Annotated in this window: 13 protein-coding genes; 8 read left to right on the plus strand and 5 right to left on the minus strand. The window is 64.1% G+C overall.

Features of this window, described 5'->3' with window-relative positions; genetic code table 11:
- Nucleotides 1–35 precede the first annotated feature (35 nt).
- The gene (gene rpmG, locus VGH68_RS19090) at nt 36–203 is read left to right on the plus strand and encodes a 50S ribosomal protein L33 (RefSeq protein ID WP_008919555.1); all 168 of its coding nucleotides are present in this window, start codon (nt 36–38) and stop codon (nt 201–203) included.
- 261 nt (nt 204–464) lie between these two features.
- Nucleotides 465–2,072 carry an L-aspartate oxidase gene (gene nadB, locus VGH68_RS19095; RefSeq protein ID WP_331605248.1) on the plus strand — a complete coding sequence of 536 codons (1,608 nt, stop codon included), beginning with the start codon at nt 465–467 and terminating at the stop codon, nt 2,070–2,072.
- Nucleotides 2,073–2,192: 120 nt separating this feature from the next.
- On the opposite strand, the gene nadC is transcribed toward nadB, so the two are convergent.
- The 5 genes from nadC to purN form a co-directional block, all read right to left on the minus strand.
- Nucleotides 2,193–3,119, minus strand: coding sequence for a carboxylating nicotinate-nucleotide diphosphorylase (gene nadC / locus VGH68_RS19100; RefSeq protein ID WP_331605249.1), 927 nt, complete (start codon nt 3,117–3,119; stop codon nt 2,193–2,195).
- On the minus strand, nt 3,119–4,258 hold the full coding sequence (gene nadA / locus VGH68_RS19105; RefSeq protein ID WP_331605259.1) for a quinolinate synthase NadA: 1,140 nt from the start codon (nt 4,256–4,258) through the stop codon (nt 3,119–3,121). Before nadA ends, nadC begins: the two co-directional genes overlap by 1 nt.
- A gap of 112 nt (nt 4,259–4,370) precedes the next feature.
- A complete protein-coding gene (locus VGH68_RS19110; RefSeq protein ID WP_331605250.1) occupies nt 4,371–5,567 on the minus strand; it encodes a DesA family fatty acid desaturase in 1,197 nt (398 codons plus the stop codon).
- Between the two features lie 527 nt (nt 5,568–6,094).
- Entirely contained in the window at nt 6,095–7,354 is a 1,260-nt protein-coding gene (locus tag VGH68_RS19115; protein WP_331605251.1) for an RsmB/NOP family class I SAM-dependent RNA methyltransferase, read from the minus strand.
- Nucleotides 7,351–8,004: a phosphoribosylglycinamide formyltransferase gene (purN, locus tag VGH68_RS19120; protein WP_331605252.1), complete on the minus strand. Its 654-nt coding sequence runs from the start codon at nt 8,002–8,004 to the stop codon at nt 7,351–7,353. The genes VGH68_RS19115 and purN overlap by 4 nt, the downstream gene beginning before the upstream one ends.
- Before the next feature lie 138 nt (nt 8,005–8,142).
- Between purN and VGH68_RS19125 the strand changes: the two genes are divergently transcribed.
- The 6 genes from VGH68_RS19125 to dut all read left to right on the plus strand — a co-directional run bounded on the left by VGH68_RS19125 (nt 8,143) and on the right by dut (nt 15,580).
- Nucleotides 8,143–9,138, plus strand: a complete 996-nt coding sequence (locus tag VGH68_RS19125; RefSeq protein WP_331605253.1) for a bifunctional riboflavin kinase/FAD synthetase — start codon at nt 8,143–8,145, stop codon at nt 9,136–9,138.
- A 167-nt stretch (nt 9,139–9,305) separates the two neighbouring features.
- Nucleotides 9,306–12,143, plus strand: a complete 2,838-nt coding sequence (ileS, locus tag VGH68_RS19130) for an isoleucine--tRNA ligase (protein WP_331605254.1) — start codon at nt 9,306–9,308, stop codon at nt 12,141–12,143.
- A complete protein-coding gene (lspA, locus tag VGH68_RS19135; protein WP_414696965.1) occupies nt 12,143–12,649 on the plus strand; it encodes a signal peptidase II in 507 nt (168 codons plus the stop codon). The genes ileS and lspA overlap by 1 nt, the downstream gene beginning before the upstream one ends.
- A 118-nt stretch (nt 12,650–12,767) precedes the next feature.
- Nucleotides 12,768–13,982 carry a bifunctional phosphopantothenoylcysteine decarboxylase/phosphopantothenate--cysteine ligase CoaBC gene (gene coaBC, locus VGH68_RS19140; protein ID WP_331605256.1) on the plus strand — a complete coding sequence of 405 codons (1,215 nt, stop codon included), beginning with the start codon at nt 12,768–12,770 and terminating at the stop codon, nt 13,980–13,982.
- Between the two features lie 65 nt (nt 13,983–14,047).
- The gene (locus VGH68_RS19145; protein ID WP_331605257.1) at nt 14,048–15,052 is read left to right on the plus strand and encodes an LLM class flavin-dependent oxidoreductase; all 1,005 of its coding nucleotides are present in this window, start codon (nt 14,048–14,050) and stop codon (nt 15,050–15,052) included.
- 81 nt (nt 15,053–15,133) lie between these two features.
- Nucleotides 15,134–15,580 (plus strand): dUTP diphosphatase, encoded by a 447-nt coding sequence (dut, locus tag VGH68_RS19150; protein ID WP_331605258.1) that lies wholly within the window; start codon nt 15,134–15,136, stop codon nt 15,578–15,580.
- Nucleotides 15,581–15,893: the final 313 nt, after the last annotated feature.

Consider the following 15,893-nt stretch of genomic DNA (forward strand, 5'->3'; position numbering starts at 1 on the left):
TCTGCGCGCACGCGGTGAAGCCTAAGGAGTAAATCATGGCGAAAGGCGCACGCGACAAGATCAAGCTGGAATCGACCGCAGGCACGGGTCACTTCTATACGACGACGAAGAACAAACGCAACATGCCGGAAAAGATGCTGATCAAGAAATTTGATCCCGTCATCCGCAAGCACGTTGACTACAAGGAAACCAAGATCAAGTAATCTTGGGTCCTGAGCCTGACGAAGGCAGAAGACAAGCAAAAAGCCTCGCATTCGTGCGAGGCTTTTTGCTTTCTGGCCGCACCTGATGACAGTGATGCACCATCCCTTTCTGCAATTCATTCGCCCTTATCCACGCAAACCAGACCACCCTACTCCGTCCAGCCAGCTTTCGTTCGACCGTCGCCGCGCGTATCCTTTGTCGTTTTAGCGGCGCACGACTCGTGCGTCGTCTTCGCAAAACGATAGACGGAGATGTAGGCAATGGAATTCGATGTGGCGATTGTCGGTAGCGGTCTCGCTGGCTTGAGCGTCGCGCTCAATCTTGCTCAAACCCGGCGGGTTGCGGTGATTGCCAAGCGGTCCTTGACCGAAGGCGCGAGCGACTGGGCGCAAGGCGGTATCGCCGCAGTGCTCGATTCCGCGGACAGCATCGACAAGCACGTGCAAGACACGCTGATAGCGGGCGGCGGTCTATGCGACGAAGCGGCGACACGCTTCATCGTCGAACACGGGCGCGCCGCGATCGAATGGCTGATCCAACAGGACGTGCCGTTCACGAAAGACGACGCGGCTGAACTCGGTTTCCATCTGACGCGTGAAGGCGGCCATAGCCACCGCCGGATCATCCACGCAGCCGATGCGACCGGCCACGCTGTCGTCGCCACGCTCAGCGAAAAGGTGCGCCGCCATCCGAATATCACGCTGCTCGAAGATCACCATGCAATCGACCTGATCACGTCCGAGCGCCTCGGCCTGCCTGGCCGCGGTTGCCACGGCCTGTACGCACTCGATGTGCAAAGCGGCCGCACCGTGACGATCCAGGCACCGCACACGGTACTCGCGACCGGTGGCGCAGGCAAAGTCTATCTGTACACGACCAACCCCGATACGGCGACCGGCGACGGCATCGCGATGGCATGGCGCGCCGGCTGCCGCGTGTCGAACATGGAATTTATCCAGTTCCATCCGACCTGCCTGTTCCATCCGTACGCAAAGTCGTTTCTGATTTCGGAAGCGGTACGCGGTGAGGGAGGCATTCTGAAGCTGCCCGACGGCACGCGCTTCATGCCGGATCACGACGAACGCGCGGAACTCGCGCCGCGCGACATCGTCGCGCGCGCGATCGATTTCGAGATCAAAAAGCGCGGCATCGATTGCGTGTATCTCGACATCAGCCATCAGCCGCCCGAATTCCTGCGCGAGCATTTCCCGACGATTCTCGCGCGCTGCCTCGAATTCGGCATCGACATCACTACAGAACCCATTCCGGTCGTGCCGGCCGCGCACTATACGTGCGGAGGCGTCGTCACCGATCTCGCGGGCCGCACGGATCTTGCCGGTCTTTATGCCGTCGGCGAGACGTCCTGCACCGGCTTGCATGGCGCAAACCGGCTCGCAAGCAACTCACTGCTCGAGTGTGTCGTGGTCGGCCGCTCCGCCGCGCAGGCAATCGAGTCAGATGGCTTCAGTTGCGCCATCCATGGACCGCTGCCAGCCTGGGACGAAAGCCGCGTGTCCGATCCGGACGAGGAAGTCGTGGTCGCACATAACTGGGACGAAGTGCGCCGCCTCATGTGGAACTACGTCGGCATCGTGCGCACTGACAAGCGACTCGAGCGCGCCAAGCATCGACTCGCGTTGCTCCGCGACGAGATCCACGAGTACTACGCAAACTTCAAGGTGAGCCGCGATTTGCTTGAGCTGCGCAACCTCGTCGACGTGGCGTCGCTGATCGTCGAGAGCGCGCGCTCGCGGCGCGAAAGCCGGGGCCTGCATTTCAGCCGCGACTGGCCCGCCACTTTGCCGAAAGCGCTGCCGAGCGTGCTGTCGCCCGAATACGTGCGCAGGCGTGATGCCCGGACTGTCTGATCGACGTGCGCTGTCTGGACCCGGGACGAAACGCAAGCGCAAAACGACAAGGCCATTGCTGGAATGTCCAGCAATGGCCTTGTTTAGCGGTCGCGGGCACTGGATGCCCGCACCCGGATGTCAGACGATCCGCATCGAGTAATCGGTAGCGCGCACGTCTTTGGTCAGCGCGCCGACCGACACACGATCGACGCCGGTCTCCGCGATCGTGCGAACAGTGTCGAAATTCACGCCGCCGGACACTTCGAGTACCGCGCGCCCGGACGTGATACGAACTGCGTCGCGCATCATGTCGAGCGAAAAGTTGTCCAGCAGAATGCTCTGTGCGCGATGCGCGAGCGCGGTTTCCAATTCGTCGAGCGTTTCCACTTCGACCTGGATCGGCACGCCCGCATTCAATGCAAGCGCCGCGTCCATCGCCGCGCCGACGCCGCCCGCGGCGGCAATGTGGTTTTCCTTGATCAGAATGCCGTCATACAGCGCGAGGCGCTGGTTCGCGCCACCACCCACACGCACCGCGTACTTCTGCGCGAGCCGCAAACCGGGCAACGTCTTGCGCGTATCCAGAACGCGTGTGCGGGTGTGGGCGATCGCGTCGGCATAGCGCCGCGTCACGCTTGCCACGCCCGAGAGCAGCTGCAGGAAATTCATCGCGTTGCGCTCAGCCGTCAGCAGACCGCGCACCGGCCCGCGCAGTTCGCAGACCGGTGTGTTTGCGCTCATGCGCTTGCCCTCGCGGTAGCGCCATTCCACGTCAATACGTGGATCGATCGCGCGCATCACCGCGTCGAACCATGGCACACCGCACAGCACGGCCTCCTCGCGCACGGTGATGCGTGCGTTGCGGACCTCGTCGGCCGGCACCAGCCGGCCAGTCTGGTCGCCAGTACCAATGTCTTCGGCGAGCGCATCAGCGACGTTGCGCGCGAGCGCCGCATCGAACACGGCGCCGTATTCCGCGCGAATCTCCGCGAAGAGCGGTGAGACGGCGCTAGAGCCTTCGTACCCCGCCGTTGCCCGCACTGGTGCCTTGTCAACCACCGTCATTACGCTGCTCCCACGTTCGAATACAGTTGGGCATCGCGCGCGAGGTCGCCGCTCGCCTGCACACGCTTCTTTTGACGCGCGGCGAAGTCCAGCATGCGGTCGATCGGCAGACGCGCGCGCGCGCCGATCGCGCGATCGACGAAAATTTCGTTATCGCCACGCTCGAGCACGTCGGCCAGATTGGCGAGGCCATTCATCGCCATCCACGGGCAATGCGCGCAACTTTTGCACGTCGCACTGTTGCCTGCCGTGGGCGCGGCAATCAGCGTCTTGCCAGGCGCGGCGAGTTGCATCTTGTGCAGGATGCCGAGGTCGGTAGCGACGATGAAATGACTCGCGTCGAGCCTCTGCGCAGCGTCGATCAACTGAGTGGTCGAGCCGACAACGTCGGCCAGCGCGATCACGCTCGGGGGCGACTCCGGATGCACGAGCACTTTCGCGTCGGGATAGTCGGCGCGCAGCAGATCCAGTTCGATGCCTTTGAATTCGTCATGCACGAGACAAGAGCCCTGCCACATCAGCATGTCCGCGCCTGTCTTGCTCTGGATATAGCTGCCTAGATGGCGGTCCGGCGCCCAGACGATCTTTTCGCCGCGCGCGTGCAGATCGGCGACGATCTCGAGCCCGATCGACGACGTGACCATCCAGTCCGCCCGCGCTTTCACGGCCGCGCTCGTGTTCGCGTAGACGACCACGGTTCGCTCAGGATGCGCGTCGCAGAAAGCGGCAAATTCGTCGACTGGACAGCCGAGGTCGAGCGAACAGGTCGCGTCCAGATCTGGCATCAAAATGCGCTTGTCGGGACTGAGAATTTTCGCGGTCTCGCCCATGAACCGTACGCCCGCGACCACCAGCGTTTGCGCACCGTGATCTCGTCCGAAGCGCGCCATTTCCAGCGAATCGGCCACGCAACCGCCCGTTTCGTCGGCAAGTTCCTGCAACTCCGCGTCGACATAATAGTGCGCGACGAGCACCGCTTTCTCGCGTTTGAGCAACGCGCGAATGCGTGCCTTCAACGCCAGTTTCTCTTGCGCCGACGGCGTCTCGGGCACCTTCGCCCACGCCTGTCCGGTCCCGCAGATCATGCCCTGCTGCTGAGGCCGGTCGTACTCGACGGTCTTGATCGCCTGCTGCTCCATCATCTCCTCTGCCCTCGCTCGGCTGCCGCGGAATCGCAACGGTTTCCGTGGCCCAAAAACGCAAAACCCCGCCAACGCGGGGTTTTGTGACGTGCCGAAAGTTTAATGGATTTCAGGCGTAGCGACGCAGTCGCATCGCGAAGTCCTGCAGCGCCTTGATACCGCTTTGTTCGGCGCGGTGGCACCAGTCCTGCAATTGTGCGAGCAGTTGCTCGCGCGACGCGTTCGAGCGCTCCCAGATCGACGCGAGTTCGTTGCGCATATCGATGTAGGTTTTCAACTTCTGGCTGTTCGCGAAAATCTGCGGCAACTGACGTTTCTGCGGCTCGTTCAGGCCCGCCTCTTCCTTGTGGAACCAGCTGCGCGCACCGCGCATTAGCTGATACTTTTCGCGCGCGCCGACTTCCTTCAGATGCGCGAGCTCCTGCCGGTACGCGCGCTTGATCGCCTTCGCGTAACGCGCCATCACTTCATAGCGGTTCGCGAGCACGGCCTGCAGCGTGTCCTGATCAAGCACGAGCTTGCCGGTGGTCAGCCGCGGCGTCGGCGCGACTTTCTTCACCTTCGCCAGACGGAACGCCTGCATGATGCGGATGTACATCCAGCCGATGTCGAACTCGTACCACTTGTTCGACAGCTTGGCCGACGTCGCATAGGTATGGTGATTGTTGTGCAGCTCCTCGCCGCCGATGATGATGCCCCAAGGAAAAATGTTGGTGCTCGCATCCGACGAATTGAAGTTGCGATAGCCCCAGAAGTGCGCGAGACCGTTGACCACGCCCGCAGCCCAGAACGGGATCCAGATCATTTGCACGGCCCAGATCGTCAGACCGACGATGCCGAACAGCGCGACGTTGACGACCATCATCAGGCTCACGCCGAGAATCGGATACTTCGTGTAGACGTTGCGCTCCATCCAGTCGTTCGGCGTGCCATGGCTGAACTTGCGCATCGTTTCTTCGTTTTTCGCTTCCACGCGATAGAGCTCGGCGCCTTCGAGCAGCACCTTCCAGATGCCGCGGGTCTGCGGGCTGTGCGGATCTTCTTCGGTCTCGCACTTCGCGTGATGCTTGCGGTGAATCGCGGCCCACTGGCCGGTCAGCATGCCGGTGGTCATCCACAGCCAGAAGCGGAAAAAATGACTCGCGACCGGATGCAGGTCGAGCGCGCGATGCGCCTGGCAGCGATGCAGATAGACGGTCACGCCAATGATCGTGATGTGGGTCGCGATAAGCGTGTACACGATGAGTTGCCACCACGACAATTGCAGCAACCCGTGGGCAAGAAAATCGAGCAAGGAATTCAACAAGGTAAGTTACCTGTAGAACGAGAGATTCGGAGCACACGCGGCGCGCGCGTCATGAAAGTGAAAGCATACAACGAGACAGGACGACATTCTACTTGAAGCGCTCCAAGTGTTTGTAACAAATAGGGATTTTTTGTGCGCTATCAATACGATAGGGGCCCCTGCGGCAGCAATCCCCTGCTCGCGACGGGGTGAAAACACCAGACTTCGAGCGCCTCGGACGGTCCCGGAATCTCGTGCCGAGCCACCTCGCCACGACCATTGTGACGCCGATCCGCGGCAGCCGGTGACAAGCAAGCGTTGCGTGGCCGGCTGAACCGGCCGCAGGCGCCCCGTTAACAAGCGTGCACCGACTCGGCCAGGCGGCAGCGTCGCGAGCAGGACCCGAGCGGCCACCACACCACGGGACGGCTGAAGTCGCGCGCGATATCGTCGAACGTATGCGGAAAAGTAGTACGCACGATGTCGGCCGGATGGCCGGCGCGACGGCTGCAAGCTAGCCCCGCGCGCGGGCCCACCGCCCGTTGCGCCTAGCTTTGGCGTTCGAGCACGGCGGCGAAGAAACCGTCCGTCGCGTGACGGTGCGGCCACAGCGACAGGTAGTCGCCCATTTCCAGTTCGATGCGCTGCTCGGCAAGCACTTCACGCGCCGGCACGAGCGCGAAGTCCGGGTGATCGGCGAGGAACTGCTGCGCGACCGCCTCGTTTTCCGCTTCGAGAATCGAGCACGTTGCGTAGACGAGCCGGCCGCCTTTCTTCACGAGTCGCGCCGCGCTCGCGAGAATCGACGCCTGCTTCGGCGCCAGTTCGGCGACCGACTCCGGCGACTGGCGCCACTTCAGATCCGGATTGCGACGCAACGTGCCGAGGCCGCTACATGGTGCATCGACGAGCACGCGATCGATCTTGCCGGCAAGCCGCTTGATCTTCGCGTCGTGCTCGCTGTCGATCAGCACCGGGTTCACGTTCGACAGCCCGCTGCGCGCGAGGCGCGGCTTAAGCTTCGCGAGCCGCCGCTCGGAGACATCGAACGCATAAAGACGGCCGGTCGAGCGCATCGCCGCGCCGAGCGCCAGCGTTTTGCCGCCCGCGCCCGCGCAGAAATCGACGATCATCTCGCCGCGCCGCGGCGCGACCAGCGAGCACAGCAACTGGCTACCCTCATCCTGCACTTCAAGCCAGCCCTGCTGGAACGCGTCGAGCTTGGTGAGCGGCGGCTTGCCGGCCACGCGCACGCCGAACGGCGCAAACGGCGTCGCGCCCGCTTCGATGCCAGCTTTCGACAGCGCGCCCAGCACGTCGTCGCGGCTCGCCTTGACCGGATTCGCGCGCAGATCGAGCGGCGCCGGGTAGTTCAGCGCGGCGGCCAGCTGCGCGAGCTCGGCGGGCTCGAAGCGGGTGGACAGCGCCTGGCAGATCCAGTCGGGCAGGTTCAGGCGAATTCGCAGCGGCAGGCTTTCCGGATCGATTTTTGCCACGTGTTCGAGCCATGTCGCCTCGGCCTCGGTGACGAACGGCTTGAGCGCGCTGCGCCCGGCCGTCTGCATCAGACCGAGCAAAGCCATGCGTCGCGCCGGGCTGCCGGAGCCGCTTTCGGCCAGGTGCGCGAACTCCATCCGGCGGCGCAGCACCGCGAACACCGCCTCGGCGATCACGCCGCGCTCGCCGTGGCCGAGCTTTGGATGGGCGCGGAAAAAGCGGCTGGTGGTGGCGTCGGCCGGGCCGTTGAGCCGCAGCACTTCGGCCAGCAGCGTTTCAGTTTGTCCAATCAGAAAACCATGCAATCTCATGCGCCCTCTCCGGCGGTGGAACCGGCAAAGAGCCATTGCGGCTCCGGCGGCGTAAGCGTGACACGCAGGCCGTCGAGCGCGAGACGCCCTTCGACGAACCAGCGCACCGCGCGTGGATAAATGATGTGTTCGGTCACCAGCACGCGTTCGGCGAGCGTGGCCGCGGTGTCGCCCGCGACGACAGGCACCCCCGACTGTACGACGATCGGGCCGTGATCGAGCTCGGATGTGACGAAATGCACGGATGCACCGTGCAGCCGCACGCCGGCGTCGAGTGCCTGCTGGTGGGTCTTGAGGCCGGGAAAGCTCGGCAGCAGCGACGGATGCACGTTCAGCATGCGCCCGGCGTAATGGTCGACGAAGCGCGATGTGAGCACCCGCATGAAGCCGGCGAGCACCAAGAGGTCCGGCGCGAACCTGTCGATCTGCTCGGCGAGCGCCGCATCGAAGCTTTCGCGATCGGCAAACTGGCGGTGATCGAGCGCCGCCGTGGCGATGCCATGCGACGCCGCGAACGCGAGGCCAGCGGCATCCGGACGGCTGGCAATCACGGCGGCGATCCGCGCCGGCCAGCCCTCGCTCGCGCAGGCGCGCACGATGGCTTCCATATTGCTGCCCCGTCCGGAAATCAGGATGACGAGTTTTTTCATGCGCGGATTTTATCATTGGGCAACCGCCGGACAGCGCCCGCGCAGCCGCCTGCTGCGCCAAGCGTTTATAATCGATTGTTTTGCGGCACCCATGCCGCTACCGCAACCCAACCGCCGCAGCCGCCGCAACCCGCTATCGTGAGAGTTTTCCGCGGTCTTCCCAATGCCGAGAGCCGCGCGCCTTGCGCGCTGACCATTGGCAATTTCGACGGTGTCCACCGCGGCCATCAGGCTCTGCTCGCCCATGTGCGCGCGGCCGCCAATGCGCGCGGCCTGCCCGTCTGCGTGATGACCTTCGAGCCGCATCCCCGCGAATTCTTCAACCCGGCAGGCGCGCCGCAGCGCATCGCGATGCTGCGTGACAAGCTGGAGGCACTGCGCACCAATGGGGTCGACCGGGTCGTCGTCGAGCATTTCAATCACACGTTCGCGAGCCAGTCGCCGGACGCGTTCGTCGAGCGGATTATCGTCAACGGACTGCACGCGCGCTGGGTCATGATCGGCGACGACTTCCGCTATGGCGCCAAGCGCGCGGGCGATTTCTCGTTGCTGAAGGCCGCCGGCCAGCAGTACGGCTTCGAAGTCGAACAGATGGCGACGGTCGCCGACCCATCGGGCGCGCGTATTTCCAGCTCGGGCGTGCGCGCGTCGCTGATCGCGGGCGACCTTGACGCGGCGCGCGCGGCGCTCGGCCGCGACTATCTGATCAGCGGCCACGTCACGCACGGCATGAAGCTCGGCCGTGACCTCGGCTTTCCCACGCTCAATCTGCCCATCGCGCACAAGCGCCCCGCGCTCGCCGGCATCTTCGTCGTGCAAGTGCACGGCATCGCGGAGCACCCGCTGCCGGGTGTCGCGAGCCTGGGGCTGCGCCCCACCGTCGACGATTCCGGCCGCGTGCTGCTAGAAGTGCATCTGCTCGACTGGCACGGCGACGCGTATGGCCAACTCGTGCGCGTCGAATTCCTGAAGAAGCTGCGCGACGAGGAACAGTTCGCCGACCTCGAAACGCTCACCGCGGCCATCGCGCGGGATGTCGCCAATGCCCGCGCATGGTTCGCGGCCGTCGGCGCCGGCACGCCGGGCAGCCGCTCCACCGGTTTCGCCACCTCGGCCACCGACCGAATTAGATAGCCGCCCCGGTCCGGGCCGGCGCTCGTCGCTGCACGGACCGCCGCCGCGCGCATCGAAGGGCGTCCAGGTTCACGCAACCCGCCTGCCGGGCGCGTCGCACGCACCGCGACAGCATGCCCAACGCTCGCCCCCGCCACGCATAGAAACGCATTCACCGCCACCACATCATGAGCAACAAGAAAGCCGATTCGAAACCGCAGTCCCGCTACCCGGTCAACCTGCTCGACACGCCGTTCCCGATGCGCGGCGACCTGCCCAGGCGGGAGCCGCAATGGGTCAAGGACTGGCAGGAACGCAAGGTCTACGAGACGATCCGCGCCGCCTCCAAGGGCCGCAAGAAGTTCATCCTGCACGACGGTCCGCCGTATGCGAACGGCGATATCCACCTAGGTCACGCGGTGAACAAGATCCTGAAGGACATGATCGTCAAGGCGCGCAATCTGGCGGGCTTCGACGCGGTCTACGTGCCGGGCTGGGACTGCCACGGGATGCCGATCGAAATCCAGATCGAAAAGCAGTTCGGCAAATCGCTGCCGGCCGCCGAAGTGATGCAGAAGGCGCGCGCCTACGCGAGCGAGCAGATCGAAAAGCAGAAGGTCGGCTTCCGGCGCCTGGGCGTGCTCGGCGACTGGGACAACCCGTACAAGACGATGAACTTCGCAAACGAAGCCGGTGAAATCCGCGCGCTCGCAAAGATCATGGAAAAGGGCTACGTGTTCCGCGGGCTGAAGCCGGTCAACTGGTGCTTCGACTGCGGCTCGGCGCTGGCCGAGGCGGAAGTCGAGTACAAGGACAAGACCGACCCGACCATCGACGTGCTGTTCAGCTTCGCCGAACCGGGGAAGACCGCCCAGGCGTTCGGCCTCGCCGCGCTGCCGCGCAACGAAGGCGGCATCGTGATCTGGACCACCACGCCGTGGACTATTCCCGCCAATCAGGCGCTGAACCTGCATCCGGAGATCGTCTACGCACTAGTCGACACGCCGCGCGGCCTCCTGATCCTCGCCGAAGAACGCGTCGAAGCTTGCCTGAAGCTATACGGGCTCGACGGCAGGATCATCGCGACGACGCCGGGCGCCAACCTGGTGAATCTGCGCTTCAATCATCCGCTCGCGGCCGCGCATCCGGGCTACAAACGCACAGCGCCGGTCTACCTCGGCGACTACGTGACGACCGAAACCGGCACTGGCGTCGTGCACTCGTCGCCCGCGTACGGCGTCGAAGACTTCGTGTCGTGCAAGGCGCACGGGATGTCGGACTCGGACATCATCAACCCGGTGATGGGCGACGGCCGCTATATCGAATCGCTCGCGCTGTTCGGCGGGCTGTCGATCTGGGCGGCCAATCCGCAGATCGTCGAGGCGCTGCGGGGCGCCGGCTCGCTGATGCGCACGGAAAAGTACACGCACAGCTATATGCACTGCTGGCGCCACAAAACCCCGATCATCTATCGCGCGACGTCCCAATGGTTCGCGGGCATGGACGTGAAGCCGAACGACACCGGCAAGACCCTGCGTGAAACCGCTCTTGAAGGCATCGAGAACACCGCGTTCTATCCGTCGTGGGGCAAACAGCGTCTGTTCAGCATGATCGCGAACCGCCCCGACTGGACGCTGTCGCGTCAGCGCCAGTGGGGCGTGCCGATGGCGTTCTTCGTGCACAAGGAAACCGGCGAGCTGCATCCGCGCACGCTCGAACTGCTCGAACAGGTCGCGCAGCGCGTCGAGAAGGAAGGCATTGAAGCGTGGCAGACGCTCGATCCGCGTGAGCTGATCGGCGACGACGCCAATCTGTACGAAAAGAACCGCGACACGCTCGATGTGTGGTTCGACTCGGGCACCACGCACTGGCACGTGCTGCGCGGCTCGCACAAGGACGAGCTGCAATTCCCGGCCGACCTGTATCTGGAAGGCTCGGACCAGCACCGCGGCTGGTTCCATTCGTCGCTGCTGACCGCGTCGATGCTCGACGGGCGCCCGCCGTACAACGCGCTGCTCACGCACGGCTTCACCGTCGACGGCGAAGGCCGCAAGATGAGCAAATCGCTCGGCAACGGCATCGATCCGCACGAAGTTGCGAACCGCCTCGGCGCGGAAATCATCCGTCTATGGATCGCGTCGACCGACTACTCGGGCGAACTGGCGATCTCGGAGGAAATCCTCAAGCGCGTGACCGAAGGCTATCGCCGCATCCGCAACACGCTGCGCTTCCTGCTCGCGAACCTGTCGGATTTCGACTACCCGCAGCACGCGCGGCCGGTCGACGACTGGCTCGAGATCGACCGCTACGCGGTGGCGCTGGCCGCCAATCTGCAGAACGACATCCTCGCGCACTACGAGAAGTACGAATTCCACCCTGTCGTCGCGAAGCTGCAGACGTTCTGCTCTGAGGACCTCGGCGGCTTCTATCTCGACGTACTGAAGGATCGCCTCTATACGACCGCGGGGGATTCCGTCGCGCGCCGCTCGGCGCAGACCGCGCTCTATCACATCGCCCACGGGCTGCTGCGTGTGATGGCGCCGTTCCTGTCCTTCACCGCGGAAGAAGCGTGGAAGGTGTTCCAACCCAATAGCGAGACGATCTTCACCGAGACCTATCACGCGTACCCGGCCGTGCCGGAAGCGGGCGCGCTGCTCGACAAATGGACGCTGCTGCGCGCGGCGCGCGGCGACGTGACCAAGGCGCTGGAAGAAGCGCGCGTCGCGAACCTGATCGGCTCGTCGCTGCAGGCGGAAGTCGAAATCCGCGCGAGCGGCGCGCGTTACGATGCGCTCGCGAGCCTCGGCGACGACCTGAAATTCGTGCTGATCACGTCGGCGGCGAGCGCCGTTCGGGTAGACAGCGAAGCGGAGGAAGGCGTCGACGTGGTCGCGTCGAAGTACCTGAAGTGCGAGCGCTGCTGGCACTACCGCGCGGACGTCGGCACCCACGCCGAGCATCCGTCGCTGTGCGGCCGCTGCTTCAGCAATCTGTTCGGCAGTGGCGAAACGAGGAGCGCGGCATAATGGCTGGAAGCATGTCGAAAACATCGGCCCGAAGCAGTTCGCTGGCACCGTGGCTCGGGATCGCGCTGATCGTGATCCTGTTCGACCAGCTGACCAAAATCGCGATCCGCAAGATATTCGAGTACGGCGTGCCGCATCAGATCACGTCGTTTTTCAACCTGATTCTCGTGTACAACCGCGGCGCCGCATTCAGCTTCCTCGCGATGGCGGGCGGCTGGCAGCGCTGGGCGTTCACCGCGCTCGGCGTGGTCGCCGCGCTGGTGATCTGCTATTTGCTCAAACGCCATAGCGGGCAGAAAATGTTCTGCACGGCGCTCGCGCTGATTCTCGGCGGCGCGCTCGGCAACGTGATAGACCGGCTGATGTACGGCCACGTGATCGACTTCCTCGACTTCCACGTGGGCGGCTGGCATTGGCCGGCGTTCAATCTTGCCGACAGCGCGATCACGATCGGCGCGATCCTGCTTGTGCTCGACGAGTTGCGGCGCGTACGCGGTTCACGCTAACGTCGCCGTCGCGGCTGCTGCTTCGCTCGCAGTGGCCGCGTCCGTTTGAAAGGCGCGGCGGCAACGGCAGTCAACGCCGTCGCGCCGCCGCGCGATCACGCTTTGTCGGAGGCTTTCGTTGGCAACCGCAGAACTCGCAGGTAAGCACGTCGTCCTCGGCATGTCGGGCGGCATCGCCTGCTACAAGATCGCTGAACTCACGCGTCTGCTGAGCAAGGCTGGCGCGACCGTGCAGGTCGTCATGACCGAAGCGGCCACGCAGTTCATCACCCCCGTCACGATGCAGGCGCTGTCCGGCCGCCCGGTCTACACGAGTCAGTGGGACGCGCGCGTGCCGAACAACATGGCGCATATCGATCTGTCGCGCGAAGCCGACGCGATCGTAATCGCGCCGGCCTCCACCGACTTCCTCGCGAAACTCGCGCACGGCATGGCCGACGATCTGCTGTCGACGCTGTGCGTCGCGCGCGACTGCCCGCTGCTCGTCGTGCCGGCGATGAACCGGCAGATGTGGCAAAACCCGGCCACGCAGCGCAATGTCGCGCAACTGCGCGCGGACGGCATCCAGGTGCTCGGTCCGGATTCGGGCCCACAGGCGTGCGGGGAGATCGGCGACGGGCGCATGCTCGAAGCGGCCGCGACCTTCGAAGCGATCGCGTCGTTTTTCGCGCCGAAAATCCTGGCGGGCCGGCGGGTGCTGCTGACCGCCGGACCGACCTTCGAACCGCTCGACCCGGTGCGCGGTATCACGAACCGCTCGAGCGGCAAGATGGGCTTCGCGCTCGCGCGCGCCGCGCAGCAGGCCGGCGCGGACGTGCATCTGGTGGCCGGCCCGGTCGCGCTCGAAACACCGTGGGGGGTGCTGCGCGAGGACGTGCAAACCGCGCAGCAGATGCATGACGCGGTGATGCGCGCGGTCGGCGATGCGGACATCTTTATCGGCGTGGCGGCGGTCGCCGACTGGCGTGTCGATCACGTGAGCGAACAGAAGATCAAGAAAACCGCGGAGCGCGCGCTGCCGAGCTTCGCGTTTGTCGAGAATCCGGACATCCTGGCCGCAGTGGCGAAGCTGCCGAAGCCGCCGTTCGCGGTCGGCTTCGCGGCAGAGAGCGACAACCTCGAAATCCACGGCGAGGAAAAGCGCGCACGCAAGAATGTGCCGCTGCTGATTGGCAATCTGGGCCCGCAGACATTCGGGCTCGACGACAACGAAGTGGTCCTGTTCGAAGCAGGCGGCGCAACGAAGCTGCCGCGCGCGGACAAGCAGATGCTTGCGCGCGCGCTCATCGTGGAAATCGCCAGGCGCCTGCCTGACACCAGTCCGGTCCGCTGAGCAAGCGGCGGCTCCCATGTGCCGCTGCGCGATGTTCCGACCGAGTCATCTGGAGCATTACTGACATGACACTACTTTCCGTGCTTGATCAAACGCCGGTGATTTCCGGACACTCGGTCGCGGACGCGATCGCCGCCACCATCGAACTGGCGCAACTCGCCGATGACCTCGGCTATACCCGCTACTGGTGCGCTGAGCACCACGGCTTGCGCGGTGTGTCGAACCCGTGCCCCGAAGTGATGCTGGCGCGGCTCGGCAGCGTGACCACGCGTATTCGTATCGGCTCAGGCGGCGTGATGCTGCCGTACTACAGTCCATTCAAGGTCGCCGAGCAATTCATGATGCTCGAAGCGCTATTTCCGAACCGCATCGATCTCGGCGTGGGGCGCGCGCCTGGCGGCGATATGCGTACCGCACAGGCGGTCGCGGCCGGCACCTACAATCGTGGCGAGATGTTCCCACAACAGGTGGCCGAGCTGGTCGGGCTGATGCACGGTACGCTGCCCGCCGATCATCTCGCGCAAGGGGTGCTGCTGCAGCCGCAAATCGATACGCGTCCGCAACTATGGATGCTCGGTTCGAGCGAGTTCGGCGGTCTGCTTGCGGCGCAACTGGGTATCCGCTTTTCGTTTGCGCACTTCATCAATGCGCATTTCGGCAGACAGGTCGCGCTGGCGTACCGCGAGCGTTTTCAGCCGGGCGAGGAGGCGTCGCAGCCGTATCTTGCGGCCGCGGTGTTCGTGATCTGCGCGGATACCGCGCAGGAGGCCGCGGACCTCGAAAAAGCCGTCGATCTACGCCGGGTGCAGATGGCGTACGGCCTGAACGAACCGATTCCGACGATCGAACAGGGCATCGAGCAGGAATACGGCGAGCGCGAACAGCTGGTGATCGATCGGGAGAAGCCGCGCAGTATCATCGGCACGCCGGAGATCGTCACCGAACGGCTCACCGCGCTGCAGGAGCAATTTCAGGCGGATGAACTGATGGTGCTCACCGTCGCCGGCAGTTATCGCGCACGGCTTCGCTCCTACGAACTGCTCGCCGACGCGTTTCAGCTCGGCTCGTAGCCATTGGCCCGACACGGACAACGCGTTTGCCGGCCGCGTCGCTTCCAATATCCAACTCAACACACTCATTATCGAACCTGAATGAAACTGGACCTGAAGATTCTCGATGAGCGCATGCGGGAGCAGCTGCCCGCCTACGCAACGACCGGCAGCGCCGGGCTCGATCTGCGTGCCTGCCTCGACGAACCGTTGACGCTCACGCCCGGCCAAACCGCGCTGGTGCCCACCGGTCTCGCGATCCACGTCGGCGATCCGGGTTATGCGGCACTGATTCTGCCGCGCTCGGGCCTCGGGCATAAGCACGGGATCGTGCTCGGCAATCTGGTCGGTCTGATCGATTCGGATTACCAGGGCGAGCTGATGATTTCCACATGGAACCGTGGCGAAACCACATTCGTGCTCAATCCGATGGAACGCCTCGCGCAACTGGTCATCGTGCCGGTCGTGCAGGCCCGCTTCAATATCGTCGATGACTTTGCGCAAAGCGATCGGGGCGCTGGCGGATTCGGTAGTACCGGCAAGCATTGATTCGCCCGGCTGCCTTTTCGGGCGCATCGCCTGCACAAAAACCGGCAAAAAAAAAACGGCGCGGGGTTTATCCCGCGCCATTCTGCTTTCGGTCCAACCGGCTCCATACGCTTACGTAGCTTAACGTAGCGCCGGTTCCCCGCCTTATTCGACTTCGACTGCTTCCGGATTGGGATTACGCGGTGCCGGATGCTCGTCGAACGTCAGCTGCACTTTGTCTTCCGCGTCGACGTCCACTGTCACGCGGCCACCGCTCATCAGCTTGCCGAACAGCAATTCGTCGGCGAGTGCGCGACGGATCGTGTCCTGAATC

The organism is Paraburkholderia sp., assembly GCF_036488505.1.
Lineage (GTDB): Bacteria > Pseudomonadota > Gammaproteobacteria > Burkholderiales > Burkholderiaceae > Paraburkholderia.